This is a genomic window from Desulfatitalea tepidiphila, assembly GCF_001293685.1.
In the GTDB taxonomy this organism is placed as follows: Bacteria; Desulfobacterota; Desulfobacteria; order Desulfobacterales; family Desulfosarcinaceae; genus Desulfatitalea; species Desulfatitalea tepidiphila.
The window spans coordinates 828,204-843,548 of the sequence record NZ_BCAG01000006.1; the positions used below are offsets into that span (position 1 = coordinate 828,204).

Genomic DNA, 15,345 nt, shown 5'->3' on the forward strand with positions numbered 1-15,345 from the left:
TCTGCAATCAGTCCGTGGGGCTGATCCAGCGCGTCATAGAGGCATCCGGTCTGCCGACCCTCTCGATTACCCTGTCCAGAGGCATCAGCCAGAAGGTCAAACCGCCCCGGGCCCTGTTCACCGGATTTCCCCTGGGCCACCCGTTCGGTTTCCCCAACCAGCACTTCCGCCAATTGCAGCTGTTGCGCCTGATGCTCCATCACCTACAGCGCATCGATACGCCGGGTACGATCGTCGTCGAAAAACTGCTCAAGGATGCCGACCCCGACCACGCCTGTGTCTTGTGCGAGGATCAGGGGATCACGGACCACTCGCCATCTGCGTCCCCGGGTGACAACCGACCGACTCGTCCTTAATTTGCCTGCACTATCATCGGACAACGGCGTCAACCTGTCGCCCCGGAATGCCCCAGGTCAATTTTATGAGCGCTAAAGAGAGCTTCGATATCCGCTGGTACCCGGCCATGGCCGATATCGACCGTGAGCAATGGGACCGCCTGGCCCTGCCCCTGGAGACACCTGTTCTCGAGTGGCAGTGGCTTCACCTGCTGGAGGCTTCGGGCAGCATCGCGCCGGCCACCGGCTGGGAACCCTGGCATCTTACCGTCTGGCAAGGTGACCGGCTCGTCGGGGCTGCCCCATTCTATCGTAAAAGCCATAGCAGCGGCGAGTTTGTTTTCGACCAGTGGTGGGCGCGTTGGGCCGAGCAGCAACAGATCCGCTATTACCCCAAGCTGGTCGGCATGAGTCCCGCCACACCGGCGGTTGGCTATCGTTTTCTCGTAGACGCCACGGACCCTGCCCACGCCATTGAACGGGTCATGTGGGATGCCATAGACGCTTATTCTATGGAGGCCGGCCTCTCCGGCTGCCATCTGCTGTTTGTGGATCCGGCCTGGATGGATCATGCCGCCGCGCAAGGTTATGTGCCCTGGCGTCACCAGAGTTTTTTGTGGCGCAACCGGAACTATCCCTCTTTTGAGGATTATCTGGCCCCGTTCAAATCGATCCAGCGCCGCAACATTCGACGCGAGCGCCGCCGCATGCAACAGCAAGGGGTCACGATCCGCATGCTGACCAGCGATCGGATCCCACCGGAAATGGCCGGCCTCATGTACCGCTATTATCTCAACACCAATGCCCAGTACGGCCCTTGGGCCGCCAGGTATTTAAACGCCGCCTTTTTCCAGGACCTGTTCACATGCTACCGTCACCGGCTGCTGCTGGCAGCCGCCTATCACCCCTCCACCGGTGACCAACCGCTGGCCCTCTCCATGCTGCTTTACAAGGGACACACCCTCATCGGTCGCTATTGGGGCAGTGCCTTGCCGCTCAAGGACCTGCATTTCAACATGTGTTTTTACGCCCCCATCGAGTGGGCCATCGAACACGGCATCCAGCGCTTCGACCCGGGCGCCGGCTCGCCGCACAAGATCTACCGCGGCTTCGAGGCCGTTGCCAACACCAGCCTGCACCGGTTCTACGAACCGCGTCTGAAGAGGATGTTCAACCGTTTTATCGACGAGATCAATCGGGCTGAACTGGCCCAAATCGACGATCTCAACGCACAGTTGCCGTTTTCGGCGAAATCTCTGCCTGACGTGGGCGGGGTGGGAACGATGGCCCATTAGAAAGGTGGAAGGCGGTCGCCCTTGGCAGAGGGAACGACTTCGCTGAGGAGACGACGGAATCCGCAACGCCTGAGAATCAGGGGTCGGGCTCCATGGTGACCTGGAGGGGAAATTCGGCCTGGCGGGCCAGCATGGTGGCTTCGGCTACCTTGGTTTCGGCCACGTCGCGGTCGTAAACCCCTGCCACACCCCGGCCATGGCGATGCACGCGCCACATCAGTTCGATGGCGGCGTTGCGGGATTTGTGAAAAACGTACACCAACAGCTCCACCACGAACTCCCGGGTGGTATAGTCGTCGTTATGCAGGATCACCCGGTACATGGGCGGCTCCTGGGTTCGGGTCCGGGCCTCCTCCTTGACGACTTCGGTTGTGTCCGGCTGTTGGACGGTCATGCGTCTCTCCGCAAAATTGGGTTTCCATCGGTTGGCTTAAAACCGAAAAACTAAACACGGACCCGGTGGAATCAACCCCGATTAGCGACTTGGCCGCCTTTGCCTACTGTGTAATGGGCCCGGCGGCCTTTCTCTACCCCATGAGGTTGGGGCCCTGATCCTCTTTTTCCTTCAAGTGGTCGTGGATACGGGCCATGGCCGCCATGAAGGCTTCGCGCTTTTCGCGGGCGTAAGGGTTGTACCGGTGCATGTCTTCGAAGAGCTGCCAGGTGTCGTTTTTGACCACCCCGAGGATGTGAAGCAGGCGCTTGTATCCTTCAGTGTCGATATCCAGGGGCTGGGCGCCGAATTCGGACAGTGTGCGGCCGATGAAATGGGTGAGGGAGAGGCTCAGTGCGATCTTGCGATCGTGCTCGGCAGGGGTGGTTTCGATGATCTGCAGTTGCCTGGCGCTGAGCCAGGCTTTGATTTTTTCATATCTTTCAGGACGGATGCGCTCCGGGCAGAGGACGATTTTGTGGCCTTGCAGCGAATGGGCGGCGCTGTCCGGCCCGAACATGGGATGGGTGGCCAGAATCTCCACCGACGCCGGCAGCAGTTGCCGCATCCAGCGGGCCGGATACTCCTTGACCGAGCACACATCGGCCACCGTGACGCCGGGCCGCAGCAAGGGGGCGATTTGCGCCAGGGTGGCCTGCATGGCCGATATGGGCACGCAGACGATGACGATGTTCCGGGCGCAGGCCTCCTCTATCGAGACCAGCCGTCCGCCGGCGGCCGCGATATCCGCAGCCTTTTCCGCACCGCGGGTATAGACCGCCACCTCCATGTCTCTGGAGAGATGGCGCACGGTCAGGCGGCCGAAGCGCCCGTATCCGATCAGACCGATCATAGCACCTCTTTGATGTTCTTGAATGCGCGCCGCAGAAGGGTCTCGTCGATGCCATAGGAGATACGGATGTGGCCCGGTCCATGAAAGGCCTCCCCCGGCACCACCGCCACCCCGGCCCGATTGAGCAGGCGTTCGGCCAGGTCCTCGCTGGTTTCACCCGCCCGCAGGCAGGCGTTGACATCCGGAAAGAGGTAGAAGGCGCCCGCCCCGTGGGAACAGGGGAAAAGTGTCCGGACAAGGGCCTCGGCCGTGTCCCGGCGATTTTGTAACGCGGCGCGCCGCTGCGCCACGATCGCCGGGTCCATGCGCAGGGCCGCCAGGGCGCCGTATTGGGCGAAGCTGCAGACATTGCCGGTCAGATGGCTCTGCAGGCGGGCCAGGGCGAGTACGATCGCCTTGTCGGCCGCGACATATCCCAGGCGGAAACCGGTCATGTTAAAATGCTTGGAAAAGCTGCGCACCGTGATCACCCGCCGGGGGTCCGGACTGCTTGCCAGGACCATGTGATGCTCGCGGCCGTCATAGGTAAAGGCGTGATAGGCCTCGTCCGAAATGAGATAGATCCCGCGGTCAGCGGCCAATCGGGCGGTTTCGGCCAGGGCCGACGGTTCGTATATCGCGCCGGTGGGATTGTTGGGGCTGTTGACCAGGATCGCGCACGTACGGGCGGTGACGGCCCGGGCGATGCACTCCGGATCGAGTTGGAAATCGGCGGCGGCTTCGACCAGCACCGGCGTTGCGCCGGCCAGCTTGATCTGTTCGGTGAAGCTGACCCAGCACGGCCGCGTCAGGATCACTTCGTCGCCGGGATCGCACAGCACCTGGAAAAGGGAGTACAAGGCCTGCTTGGCGCCGTTGGTCACCAGAATGTTGTCGCGATCGTAGCCGAACGATGCGAACGCCTCGGCCAATTGCTCCCGCAGGATGGGCTCGCCTGGAACAGGGCCGTAACGGGTCTGCTGGTCGGCCAGGGCGCGTTGGGTCGCGTCGATGATCGGCTCGGGCGTGGGAAAGTCGGGCTCGCCCACGGCCAGGCTGATGATGTCTCGTCCTTGCCGGCGCAGGGTCTGGGCGAGCGTGGAGATGCGGGTGGTACGGGACTCGCTCACCTGCTTGAGCCGGTCGGCCAGATGGGGGGCGGCGCTGATCATGGTTGCAGATTCCCGATACAGCGGGCTGCCTGGCGCAGCATGCTGTCCATCAGCACCAGGGCCGCCATGGCTTCGACGATGGGAACGGCCCGGGGCACCACGCAAGGGTCGTGGCGGCCTTTGGCCGCCAGCACAGCCGACGCGCCGCTGAAATCGACCGTCTTTTGCGGGCTGCCGATGGTGGCCGGTGGTTTGAAGGCCACCCGGAAATAGATGGGTTCCCCGTTGCTGATGCCGCCCTGAATACCGCCGCTGTTGTTGGTAAGGGTGCCCAGGCGGCCCTCTTTTTGAACGAAAGGATCGTTGTGCCGGGAACCGCGCAGGCGCGTGCCGGCAAATCCGGAGCCGATCTCGAAGCCTTTGGTGGCCGGGATGGAAAGCATGGCTCGCGCCAGCTGGGCTTCGAGCTTGTCGAAGACCGGTTCACCCAGCCCAGCGGGTACGTTCCGGCACACGCAGGTGACCACTCCGCCCAACGAATCCTGATCGTCCCGGGCCGCCCGCACAGCGGCCATCATCTGCCGGGCAGCCGATTCGTCCGGACAGCGAATAAAGTTGCCATCGACCCGATCCCGGGTGATCGTCGCCATATCCACCTCCCCGGAAAGTACATCGGCCACGGCACTGACCCAGGCTACGATCTGCACCCCGAAACGCTCGCTCAGGATCTTTTCGGCGATGGCCCCGGCCGCCACGCGCCCGATGGTCTCCCTCGCGCTGGAGCGGCCCCCGCCGCTGGCCGCACGAATACCGTACTTCATCTGGTAGGTATAATCGGCATGGGATGGCCGCGGAATTTGGGACATCTCTTCATAGTCGCCGGGACGCTGGTCGCGGTTGGGCACGAACAGTCCGATGGGCGTACCCAGTGTACGGCCGTTTTCGACGCCCGAAAGGATCGTCACCCGGTCGGCCTCCTGGCGGTCGGTGGTCATTTTGCTCTGTCCAGGTCGCCGGCGGTCGAGTTGGGGCTGAATATCGGCTTCGCTCAATGCCAGGTTGGGCGGACAGCCGTCCACCACAGCGCCCACCCCCTTGCAGTGGGACTCGCCAAAGGTGGTGACGCGGAACAAAGTGCCAAGCGTGCTGGACATGACATGATCCTTTGACGCCAATATTTCGCCCGGATGTAACCGTCAGCGCTGCCGGGGGCAGCGCAAAGGCCGGGCGATTTTTAATATCGATAGAATTCTTTCACTTTAAACTTAAAACTTACGCATACAGCGTTTGGAATACTTCCCAAAAATTGGGAAACGACTTGGCCACGCAGCCTTCGCCGGTGATGACCACACCCGGCACTCTCAGACCGCTCACGGCGAAACACATCGCGATGCGGTGATCGTCATAGGTTTCAATGGTGGCCCCGTGGGGTTGCCCGCCGGTGACGCGCAACTCGTCCGGGCCGCAGTGGGTGGCGATGCCCATTTTGCCCAACTCCTGGGAGACGGCCGCCAGGCGATCGCTCTCCTTGGCGCGCAGGTGCGCCACGTTGCGGATCACCGTGGTGCCCCTGGCAAAAGCGGCTACCACGGCCAGGGTGGGCACCATGTCGGGCATGTGGCCCATGTCGATATCGATGGCGGACAGGTCGCCACCGGTCACGGCCGTGCCGTCCGGGTCATGATCAACGCGGCACCCCATTCGGCCGAAGACCTCGGCCAGCCCCACATCGCCCTGGCAGGAAGAGGGCGTGACCCCGAGGACTTTGACCTTGGCGCCGGTGATGGCACCGGCCGCCCAGAAATAGCCGGCCTGGGAGCCGTCCGGTTCGACCGTGTGATCGCCGGAGCGGTAGGTTTGTCCGCCATGCACTTCGAAATGGGTATATCCATCCTGGTGCAGCTCGATACCAAACCGTTTCATGATGCCGGCGGTCATGTCGATGTAGGGTCGGGAGACAGGCCCGCGGGTGACGTCGATGACGAGTCCGCGCTCAAGGCAAGGGGCCGTCAGCAACAGGGCCGAAAGGTATTGGCTGCTGGTGCCGCAATCGATGGTGGTGTGCCGCCCGGTCGGCGGGCCGCCGGGCACGACGATGGGCGGGCAGCCGTTGCCCTTTGTCGAGCGGGCATCGATGCCCAGCTGCTGCAGACTGTCGAGCAGGGCCTGCATGGGGCGCTCGCACATGCGCGGGGTGCCGGTAAACTGGTAGTCGCCGCGGCCCAGGATGGCCAGGCCGCTGAGCAGGCGCATGGAGGTGCCCGAATTGCCCAGGTCGATGGGATCGGCGCACGGGGCCAGGCGGCCATGGGCGCCTTCGATGACCATATCGTCGCCCAGATCCTCACCCTGGATCCCCATCTGTTTCAAGGCCTCGAAGGTCAAGCGGGTGTCTTCGCTACGTAGCGGATTGCTGATCCGGCATCGGCCGTCGGACAAGGCGGCGGCGATGAGCAAGCGGTGGGTATAGCTCTTGGAGCCGGGCACCTGTACGGTGAGGTCCTCTTTGATGGTTTGGGCTTCAATCCGAATCATTTTAGTCTCTTTCCCGGCCATTGGATGATCTCGACCGCCGCCAAGGGCCTGGATGCCCGCTGCCGGAGGTGGCTGTCGATACTGCGTGTTGCGGGAGTCGGCGGTCGTGCCATTTCCGCGGGAACGGTTTTTCCTTTTAGCGCGGCCATCGCGTCAAAGCAAGCGCTTCGTCGCTTTCCGTGCACACAAAACTCCCCAGTCAGGAGTTTTCACTGAATGTGATTCACAATTACTGACTTGCATCCAAGGTGTTGTTTAATAAAACAATTCTCCTGGTAACGGGCATCGCAGGCGTGGGCGGAGCAGGTGGCCAGGGCCACGTGAGCCTGCGGTCTTAGAGCCAGTTGAATGCAAACGGCGGACAAGCGGCCCAGACTGTTTGAGCGCAGCGAGTTTCTGGGCCGCCCGCCGTGCATTTTACTGGCTCTTGACCGCTTGGCGTGTGGCATCGGCCACCTGCTCCGCCCACGCCGGGTTTGTTGAATCGCGTTTAGTCAGTGTCCATCCACAAATGTCCAATTTGCCCGATATCGGCGTTGCCCGAAAAATTTAATCCTTGGAATATCAACTATATACCTGCGGTTAAATTTTTCGTGCGGCTTGATCTCAGCCAAATTTGCCTATTTGTGGACGGACACTAGTTAGAATCGAGGCTCTCCGTTCAGCAAATTGACACCCGCTGCGCTTTACGTCATAACGTCTGAAGTCGGACCGATCCACGACCGTCACTTCCCAGATAAGGATGCGAAGATGGAGTTTTCGTTTAGCAGCCGCCGAATTCGCGGTATCCGGCACTTCGGTGCCATTTCACGCGTATTGATCAAACACGGACTCGGCGAAGTCTCCGAGCGCCTGTGGCGTCGCAAAACGGACGCCGCTGGAATGACCAAAGGGGGATTGCCCAACCCCGCACGCGTCCGGCGGGCCCTCGAGGAGCTCGGGCCGAGCTTCATCAAGCTGGGCCAGTTGATGAGTACGCGCGGCGATATTTTTCCCCCTGATTACATCGAAGAGTTGAGCAAGTTGCAGGATCGCGTTCCGCCCGTCCCGTTCGAACAGATTCAGACGATCATCGAAAGTGAATTGAAGCAGCCCTTGTCACAGATCTTCGACCATTTCGATCCCCAATCCATGGCCGCGGCATCGGTGGCCCAGGTGCATTCGGCCTATTTGAAAAGCGGCGAAAAAGTGGCGGTGAAAGTGATCCGCCCCGGTATCGACAAGCTTATCCGCAAGGATATCGAGGTGATGTACTATTTTGCGGCCAGGATCGAAAAGCGTTATGAGCTGGGACGCATCCTAGGCGCGGTCAATCTCGTCAAGGAGTTCGAGCGGACCATTTTCCGGGAACTCGACATGCTGGTGGAGGCCGGCAATATCGAGCGCTTCACCCAGAACTTCAAAGACAACGACGAGATATACATTCCCAAGGTCTACTGGCTCTACACCTCCAAATCGGTGTTGGTCATGGAGCACATCGACGGCATCAAGATGGATCAGGTCGACGAGATCCGGCGCAACGGCATCGACCCTCAGGAGGTGGCCATGATCGGGTTGCGCTCGTTTTCCCGGCAGCTGATGCAGGCGGGAATTTTTCATGCCGATCCCCACCCGGGCAACACCATCGTGATGTACGACGGCCGCGTCAGCCTGGTCGATTTCGGCATCGTGGGCTATCTGGATGAAGAGACCATGCTGCAGATCGCCAACGTCTTTCTGGGGTTTTCCGAACACGACTACGACATGGTGATGGAGGCCTTCGAGGCCGCCGGCCTGATTCATCCGGAAGCGGTGGATTTCATCCAATTTCGTATGGACCTGAAAGAGATCAGCGAGCCATTTTACGGCCGCGCCCTCAAAACCATTGCGGTCAAGGATGTCTACGATCAGATCATGCGCCTGGTGCATAAATACCGCGTTGCCCTCCCCCGCAACCTGTTGCTGCTCCTCAAAACCTTCATCCAGACCGAAGCCCTGGGTAAAATTTTAGATTCGGACGCCAGCCTGCTGGAGGTGACCCGCCCCTATGCCAAGCGGCTGCTGCAGCGCGGGTACGAGGCGCAGAAAATCTTCAAGAACATCGGCCGCGACGCCAAGGCGGCCGGCGGGTACCTGCGCTGGATGCCCAAGTTGACCCACGACATCCTGCGCCGCCTGGCCCTCGGCGAGCACCGCCTGGACCTGCGGCACGGTGGATTGGAGGAGGCCTCGAGCAAGTTCGAGACCGGCCTGAACCGCCTGACCATCGGCATCGTGGTGTCGGCCTCCATCATCGCCGCATCGATGATCCTCAACGCCACGGCCCCCGACATGCTCGCTATCGATATTTCCCTGTTCGGTCTAACCCGCATGCCCCTCACCCAACTGCTGGGCCTGACCGGTTACTGCATCGCCACGATCCTGGGGTTGTGGCTGATCTTTTCGATCATCCGGTCGGGAAAACTATAGGGGCTGCAAGGGTTGTCGGGTTTACAAGATTCCTTGGGCTAATCAAAATAATACAGTAATTTCAGAAACTAAAAAACCAGTTGGATTCAAAAAGCCACGCCTGGTTTTGTTGACGTAAACATTTGACGGACCTCTTGCGTCATACGAGCCAAACCGTCCCGCAATGGTTGGACATCATCGGCCGAGGGACACAACATGCGAGAGGTGAATCATGAAAAAAAGAGCGATCCAATGGATGATAGCGGCGGTTGCAGCGATTTTTCTCGTCGGTGGAAATGCCTGGGCCGACGGCAGGGGTGACCGCGGCAGTTTCAAAGGCGGCCACGACGGCTATCATGCCGCGCCCCACCATCCCGGTGGCCACGGCCGGCCGGGAGGTCCTCCCAACATCTACAAACATCGACCCAATGGCGGCCATCATCACCACTTCCATAAAGGGCCGGGCCACTATGGACTGCATCGGGGTCCCGCGTATCGTCACCACCCCCCGCGGCCCCATCACGGGGGGCATTATGCCCGGCCGGTGCGTGTGGGCGTTTCCCCGCACGATGTAATTTTTTCGGCCCTGATCGGCCATCCGGGGTTTTTGTTGAATGTCGTGGCCGGCCGATAGGGCTGCAAACCCAAACCAATGATGAAGCGCCAGACCGCCCGGTGGATTTCCGTGAAACCTTGGAGATCCACCGGGCGGATTGATTTTGGGTGGATTGCTTCCGGGAAATTTTCGGGTGCCGGTTTACCAGCGCCGACAGGCGACGCCGTTCACCAGGACCGTATCCTCGGGCACCGTGTCCTTGGCCCGCACTTCCATGGCGCGCAGCTCGTGCCGGTTCAGCAGGGCGATGATGTTGTCGTCGTGCCGGCCCTTGACTTGGGACAGCAGGCGGGAATGCACTTCGATTAGCACTTCGCCGCCGCCGAGTCCCCTCTTTTTCCAGATGCCGGGAGATGGCATCCTGCCAGACCGCCGAACGGACCAGTTCACCGAAGGCCGGATGAAAGGGACCGGCCATCAGATCCCGGTCCGCCTCGAGTTCCGGTCCGGCCTGAAGCCCCATGCGGATGACCGGAATCTCATGCCGGGCGAAGATCAGGTAGAGTTCGGCGCACAGGGCCACGGCCGCCTCGAGGGAGAGCGGTTCGTAGCGTCCTTGCTGGTACCAGCGGGCCAGGGGGCTGCCCTTGAACACGACGGTCGGATAGATGCGCACAAAATCGGGATTCAGCCCGGCAAGTTGGCGTCCGGTGGATAGCGCACCGGCGGCCGTGTCGCCGGGAAGTCCGATCATCATCTGGAGGCCGATCTGATAGGGGCGGTCGGCGAGCAGGGTGACGGCCCGGCGGGTCTCCTCGGCCGTGTGGCCCCTGGCCGAATGCGCCAGCACATCGTCCCGCATGGATTGCACACCCAATTCGACGGTGGTGACCGGATAGGGCGCAATCAGTTCCAATCGTTCGGCATCGATGGTGTCGGGGCGGGTGGAAAATCGAATGCCATCGACCACGCCCTTACGCACATAGCCGGCTGCGGTTGCCAGGAGGAGTTGGATCTGTTCCTTCGCCAGGCCCAGAAACGTGCCCCCGTAGAACGATATTTCGGTGTAGCGGTTCGGGTCCCGGCGGTGCGCCAGGAACTCGTCGATGTGCTTGCGTAGATCGACCAGGGAAGGCATGGAGGCCTTTTGGCCCGTTGTCGCGTGCTGGTTGCAGAAAATGCAACGGTGGGGGCAGCCGGCATGGGGAATGAACACCGGCACGATGAACGGTCGCGGCGAAGGTGTGGGTGCGCTCAAGCCTCGGGTCCCCGATTTCTTTTTTCTGCTTCCAGCAGGGCCAGCGCCTGACGGGCCGCGTCCTGTTCGGCCAGCTTTTTGCTCTTGCCGATGCCCTGGGTCTTGAGTTCTCCGGCCGTCATCTCCACGTAAAAGGTCTTGTCGTGGTCGGGACCGCAGGCATCGACGACGCGGTAGCTCGGCAGGGCCTGGATTTTTCCCTGTATGGATTCCTGCAGGCGGCTCTTGAAATCCTGCCCGGAAACCAGATCGGGAGCCGCCGCGATGAGATCGCCGAAATGGGTTTCGATGGCAGCGAAAGCATGTTCAAAGCCGCCGTCCAGATAGATGGCGGCAATGATCGCCTCTACGGCATCGGCTAGAATGGAGTTTTTTTCCTGGCCCCCGGTCTGGATTTCCCCCTTGCCCAGCATCAGGCAGCGTCCCAGATCCATGTGGCGGCCCACGTCGGCCAGTTGGGTTTCGTTGACCATGTTGGCGCGTATGCGGGAAAGATCGCCCTCTCGCATCTGGGGGTAGGCGCGCATGAGCAGGTGCCCGATGACCAGATTGAGGACTGCATCACCGAGGAACTCGAGCCGTTCGTTGTCGCGCAATCCGCCGTCGGCCTGCTCGTTGACATAGGAACTGTGACGCAACGCCTCCTCCAGGAGGGTGATATCGTTGAACTGGTATTGCAGGTGGTGCTGGAGTTGAAGATATTCGTTGCCGGGATCCATAGTGCGCTCAGGCCGCCTTTTGCTTCGCGATTCTGGTAAGGAGGGCTTCGTATACCGAGTAGGGGATGGAAAGATCCCCCTCGCCGTTGCCCAAGAGAATGTCCGGTATCAAGTCGCCGTGAAAATCGCTGCCACCGGTGACGACCAGATCGAACCGGCGGGCCATCTCGAGGTAGAGGGCCACGTTTTGGGGCGAGTGGCGCGAATAGTAGGCCTCGATCCCCTGGAGACCCATGTCGCAAAGGGTGGCCAGCAGATCGGCCAGGGCCGCGCTTTGTCCGCCGGGCGCCAGATAGGGATGGGCCAGCACTGCGATGCCGCCGGCACCACGAATCAAGGCGATGGCCTGCCGGCAATCGATGCGTCTTTTTTCGACGTAACCCGGCTGCCCCTTGGCCAGAAAGCGGTCGAAGGCGTCGTTGACATCCCGTGCGACCCCGGCACGGATCAAGGCTTGGGCCACATGGGGGCGGCCGGCGCTGCCCTCGACAACCATGGCCATCACATCGGCGATGGAAACGGGAATGCCTGCCCGATTGAGCTTGGTGACGATCTTGGGAATGCGTTCGTCCCGGCCATGCTGAAGATCGACCAGGGCCTGTTCGAGGGGCTCGTCGTCGAGGTCCACCCCGTAACCGAGGATGTGGAGGCTGCCGGCCATGGGAAATCCCTCCGGAGCTGCGGTGCTGATTTCCACACCGCTGAGGATGTTCAGGTGGTCGGGCGGTTGCATGGCCAGGGCGGCACGGCTGCCGGCCAGGGTGTCATGATCGGTTATGGCAATGGCCCCAAGCCCTCTTGCCAGGGCCATCTGTATGATTTCCGAAGGCGTGAAGGTGCCGTCCGAGGCGGTGGTGTGGATGTGGAGATCAATATTTCCAGCCGGTTCTATGCCCATGAGACGACCTTTCTATTGGCGCGCAAAATAACGCCACCCTGACGCGTGGAAGCGCCAGGGTGGCGAACGGTAACCTTCTTCGTGTGCAAGTTGAATGGCGTTTCCGAGAATGTTCAATCAACGGCAATCCTGCCGGTGATCGCTGGGGTACGACCGCGGATTTTTTCTGACGACCGAGGCCGGGTCAAGGATTTAAAGAGGGCGCATTTAAAGACCCAGGGACTTTTCGAAGGCCTCCTCTTTGGTTTTGCACTCGATGCACTGGGTGGTCATCGGGCGCGCCTTAAGACGTTCGATGGAGATCTCTTCGCCGCAGGATTCACAAATGCCGAAAGTGCCGTTCTCAATGCGTTCCAACGCCTTTTTGATTTTTTTAATCAGCTTGTGTTCCCGGTCCCGAATGCGAAGCATGAAATTGCGATCGGACTCCAAAGTGGCACGATCTGTGGGGTCTGGAAAGTTCTCTTTCTGCTCGGTCATACCCGAAACAGTATGGTCGGCCTGGCTCAACAGCTCCTGGAGTCGGTTGCGCAGAAGTTCCTCAAAATATTTAAGTTCTTTCTTTTTCATAGGCAACTCTCTTTGAGCATTGGGTTTTCGCCAATTAAAAAAAGACCGATTACCATATTAAAAATATCGATGTAAAGCGAAATGTTGCACAATGCATGTTTGCCATGGCATCCCCTGTCCATCAGGGTTCAATGTATTTACATCAGGCCACCGCATCGAGAAATGTTTCGAGGGTTTTCATATCGTACACATTGAACAGCTGGACATCGTGACCGGCCGGGACGATTTTCTTGACCAATCCGGTGAGCACCTTACCGGGGCCGACTTCCACGAACACGTCGATTCCTGAGGCGAGCATCTTCAAGACCGAATCGTACCAGCGAACCGGGCTGCAAAGCTGGGCCGCCATGAGTCGCTTGATCTGGTCGGGTTCGGCGGCGGTATCCGCTGTGACGTTGTGGATGATTGGATAGTTGGGGGCATGAAACGTCACGCCATCCAGAAAGGCCTTGAAGTCCGCTTCGGCGCCCTGGATCAGGGGGCTGTGCCAGGCTCCGCTGACTTTCAACGCAATGGCCCGAGCCCCCTGGGCCGCTGCGGCATCTCCGGTCGACTGCACCGCGTCGGGCGCACCGGTGATGACGATCTGCTCGGCGCTGTTATGATTGGCGATGGCGACGATCCCGCTGGTTGCCGCCTGTTCGACAGTGGGGCGGAGCTGATCGATGGTCATCCCCACCACGGCGCTCATGGCGCCCTTGTGTCGATCGGCCTCGCGCTGCATGAGCTCTCCGCGTTTGTATACCAGCTTGATGCAATCGGTGGCCGAAACCACCCCCGCGGCATAGAGGGCGCTGTATTCACCCAGGCTGTGCCCAGCGCAAAGTTGGGGGGTGATCCCCTTTTTTACGATGCCGACCAGACAGGCCAGGTTGACGGCGGTGATGGCCGGCTGAAGGTTGACGGTTTCGGTCAGGGTCTCCATGGGGCCCTCGAAGCACAGTTTTGTGATCGGCAGGCCCGACGCCTGGTCGGCCGCCGTAAAAATGGCTTTTACATCCTCGAAGGCCTCGTAGAGATCCTGGCCCATGCCCACCTTCTGCGAGCCCTGCCCGGGAAACAAGAATGCAATCTTTTTCAAGAACCCCTCCTTTGCATCTCCTAATCGTCTAATTTAAACAGTCTGCGCGCGACGTCCAGTGAATTCGATCGATCTCCGTGACACCCGTCGCCCTTGAGAAACTGGGTGGGATCGTGCAGAATTTTTTTTACGGCCGCTTCCATCATAATTTCAATCGCCGCCCGATCGTGGGGGGTGAGATGGGGCAATTGACCGAGCGTCCTGGCCACTTCGGAGTGGGCCAGCCCCCTCACTTTTGCGTGCAGGGCCTTGATGGTGGGTACCACATCCAGACGCTCATACCACTGCCGGAACTGGATGACGGCCGAGTCGATGATTCGATCGGCTTTTACGGCCTCCCTCTGGCGATCCTGGATGTTGTCATCCACCACCTGAGTGAGGTCGTCGATGTCGTAGACATAGGCGTTGTCGATCTGGTTGATGCGCGGATCGATGTTGCGCGGCACGGCGATGTCGATAAAAAACAGGGGGCGATTACGACGGTGGCGCATGATGCCTTTCACGTCCGGCGTCCTCAGGATATAGTCCTGGGAGCCGGTAGAGCTGATGATGATGTCCACCTTTTGAAGATGGGGGACGATCTCCTCAAGATGAATGGCCGTGCCATGATAACGGTCGGCCAGCTCCATGCCCCTTTCAAAGGTCCGGTTGGCCACAAACACAGTGCCGGTGCGGTTGTGGATCAGATGTTCGACGGCCAGCTCGGCCATCTCACCGGCACCGATCAACAGGACCTTTTTACCTTCCAGTTCGCCGAAAATTTTTCGCGCCAGTTCGACGGCGGCATAACTGATCGACACGGCATGATCGCCGATGCCGGTTTCGGTGCGGATACGTTTGGCCACGAAAAAGGTCCGGTGCAAGAGGCGGTTGAGAATGACACCCGAGCTCCTCAGCTCGGTGGCCATGCGATAGGCGGCCTTGACCTGCCCGAGAATCTGGGGTTCGCCCAGCACCATGCTGTCCAGGCTGGCGGCCACACGAAACAGGTGGCGGGCCGCCGCTTCACCCCGATGAATATAGAGGCTGGCGTCGAAATGTTCCAGGGGTACCTGCTTGGTCCGGGCCAGAAACTGTTTTGCTTTTTCGATGGCATTGGCGTTCCGGCCGGTGACCAGGATGAGCTCCACGCGGTTGCAGGTGGACAGGAGCACGGCCTCTTCTATGGCCGGGTCCGCGCACAGCAAGGCGAGTGCGGCGCGGGCATCCTCATCGGAAAAGGCAAAGCACTCCCGGATCTCGATGGGTGCGGTTTTGTGATTCAGGCCAATGAGGATGAGTTTGTCCATAAATT

General features: G+C 60.3%; 14 protein-coding genes. 3 read left to right on the forward strand and 11 right to left on the reverse strand.

Going from position 1 to position 15,345, the window contains the following annotated elements; all coding sequences use genetic code 11:
• Positions 1–14: 14 nt before the first annotated feature.
• Together DFT_RS23690 and DFT_RS23695 are read left to right on the forward strand one after the other, a co-directional pair.
• Positions 15–356: a hypothetical protein gene (locus DFT_RS23690; RefSeq protein WP_054033986.1), complete on the forward strand. Its 342-nt coding sequence runs from the start codon at positions 15–17 to the stop codon at positions 354–356.
• 65 nt (positions 357–421) lie between these two features.
• Entirely contained in the window at positions 422–1,630 is a 1,209-nt protein-coding gene (locus DFT_RS23695; protein ID WP_054034145.1) for a GNAT family N-acetyltransferase, read from the forward strand.
• A 76-nt stretch (positions 1,631–1,706) separates the two neighbouring features.
• Here DFT_RS23695 and DFT_RS23700 read toward each other — a convergent pair whose 3' ends face one another.
• The 5 genes from DFT_RS23700 to aroA form a co-directional block, all read right to left on the reverse strand.
• A complete protein-coding gene (locus DFT_RS23700) occupies positions 1,707–2,024 on the reverse strand; it encodes an ATP-dependent Clp protease adaptor ClpS (protein WP_054033988.1) in 318 nt (105 codons plus the stop codon).
• Positions 2,025–2,157: 133 nt separating this feature from the next.
• The gene (locus DFT_RS23705) at positions 2,158–2,916 is read right to left on the reverse strand and encodes a prephenate dehydrogenase/arogenate dehydrogenase family protein (protein WP_054033990.1); all 759 of its coding nucleotides are present in this window, start codon (positions 2,914–2,916) and stop codon (positions 2,158–2,160) included.
• A complete protein-coding gene (locus DFT_RS23710; RefSeq protein WP_054033992.1) occupies positions 2,913–4,067 on the reverse strand; it encodes a pyridoxal phosphate-dependent aminotransferase in 1,155 nt (384 codons plus the stop codon). Before DFT_RS23710 ends, DFT_RS23705 begins: the two co-directional genes overlap by 4 nt.
• Positions 4,064–5,161, reverse strand: coding sequence for a chorismate synthase (gene aroC / locus DFT_RS23715; RefSeq protein WP_054033994.1), 1,098 nt, complete (start codon positions 5,159–5,161; stop codon positions 4,064–4,066). The genes DFT_RS23710 and aroC overlap by 4 nt, the downstream gene beginning before the upstream one ends.
• Before the next feature lie 118 nt (positions 5,162–5,279).
• Positions 5,280–6,542: a 3-phosphoshikimate 1-carboxyvinyltransferase gene (aroA, locus tag DFT_RS23720; protein ID WP_054033996.1), complete on the reverse strand. Its 1,263-nt coding sequence runs from the start codon at positions 6,540–6,542 to the stop codon at positions 5,280–5,282.
• Positions 6,543–7,292: 750 nt separating this feature from the next.
• Between aroA and DFT_RS23725 the strand changes: the two genes are divergently transcribed.
• Positions 7,293–8,990, forward strand: coding sequence for an ABC1 kinase family protein (locus tag DFT_RS23725; RefSeq protein ID WP_054033998.1), 1,698 nt, complete (start codon positions 7,293–7,295; stop codon positions 8,988–8,990).
• Between the two features lie 311 nt (positions 8,991–9,301).
• Here the strand turns inward: DFT_RS23725 and DFT_RS23730 are convergent, their stop codons facing one another.
• From DFT_RS23730 to hemA, 6 genes are all read right to left on the reverse strand, one after another.
• Positions 9,302–10,783, reverse strand: a complete 1,482-nt coding sequence (locus DFT_RS23730) for a radical SAM protein (protein ID WP_054034000.1) — start codon at positions 10,781–10,783, stop codon at positions 9,302–9,304.
• On the reverse strand, positions 10,780–11,502 hold the full coding sequence (rnc, locus tag DFT_RS23735; protein ID WP_054034002.1) for a ribonuclease III: 723 nt from the start codon (positions 11,500–11,502) through the stop codon (positions 10,780–10,782). The genes DFT_RS23730 and rnc overlap by 4 nt, the downstream gene beginning before the upstream one ends.
• A 7-nt stretch (positions 11,503–11,509) precedes the next feature.
• Positions 11,510–12,400, reverse strand: coding sequence for a PHP domain-containing protein (locus DFT_RS23740; protein ID WP_054034003.1), 891 nt, complete (start codon positions 12,398–12,400; stop codon positions 11,510–11,512).
• A 207-nt stretch (positions 12,401–12,607) separates the two neighbouring features.
• Complete coding sequence (gene dksA, locus DFT_RS23745; protein ID WP_054034005.1) at positions 12,608–12,970, reverse strand: RNA polymerase-binding protein DksA; 363 nt, start codon at positions 12,968–12,970, stop codon at positions 12,608–12,610.
• A gap of 142 nt (positions 12,971–13,112) precedes the next feature.
• Complete coding sequence (fabD, locus tag DFT_RS23750; RefSeq protein ID WP_076750847.1) at positions 13,113–14,051, reverse strand: ACP S-malonyltransferase; 939 nt, start codon at positions 14,049–14,051, stop codon at positions 13,113–13,115.
• Between the two features lie 20 nt (positions 14,052–14,071).
• A complete protein-coding gene (gene hemA, locus DFT_RS23755) occupies positions 14,072–15,340 on the reverse strand; it encodes a glutamyl-tRNA reductase (RefSeq protein WP_054034007.1) in 1,269 nt (422 codons plus the stop codon).
• Positions 15,341–15,345: the final 5 nt, after the last annotated feature.

Bases quoted from the DNA above. Each gene is read 5' to 3' on its own strand.
- hemA (WP_054034007.1), bottom strand. From the start codon at position 15,340: ATGGACAAACTCATCCTCATTGGCCTGAATCACAAAACCGCACCCATC.
- DFT_RS23725 (WP_054033998.1), top strand. From the start codon at position 7,293: ATGGAGTTTTCGTTTAGCAGCCGCCGAATTCGCGGTATCCGGCACTTC.
- DFT_RS23710 (WP_054033992.1), bottom strand. From the start codon at position 4,067: ATGATCAGCGCCGCCCCCCATCTGGCCGACCGGCTCAAGCAGGTGAGC.
- aroC (WP_054033994.1), bottom strand. From the start codon at position 5,161: ATGTCCAGCACGCTTGGCACTTTGTTCCGCGTCACCACCTTTGGCGAG.
- DFT_RS23695 (WP_054034145.1), top strand. From the start codon at position 422: ATGAGCGCTAAAGAGAGCTTCGATATCCGCTGGTACCCGGCCATGGCC.
- aroA (WP_054033996.1), bottom strand. From the start codon at position 6,542: ATGATTCGGATTGAAGCCCAAACCATCAAAGAGGACCTCACCGTACAG.
- dksA (WP_054034005.1), bottom strand. From the start codon at position 12,970: ATGAAAAAGAAAGAACTTAAATATTTTGAGGAACTTCTGCGCAACCGA.
- DFT_RS23705 (WP_054033990.1), bottom strand. From the start codon at position 2,916: ATGATCGGTCTGATCGGATACGGGCGCTTCGGCCGCCTGACCGTGCGC.
- rnc (WP_054034002.1), bottom strand. From the start codon at position 11,502: ATGGATCCCGGCAACGAATATCTTCAACTCCAGCACCACCTGCAATAC.
- DFT_RS23700 (WP_054033988.1), bottom strand. From the start codon at position 2,024: ATGACCGTCCAACAGCCGGACACAACCGAAGTCGTCAAGGAGGAGGCC.
- DFT_RS23740 (WP_054034003.1), bottom strand. From the start codon at position 12,400: ATGGGCATAGAACCGGCTGGAAATATTGATCTCCACATCCACACCACC.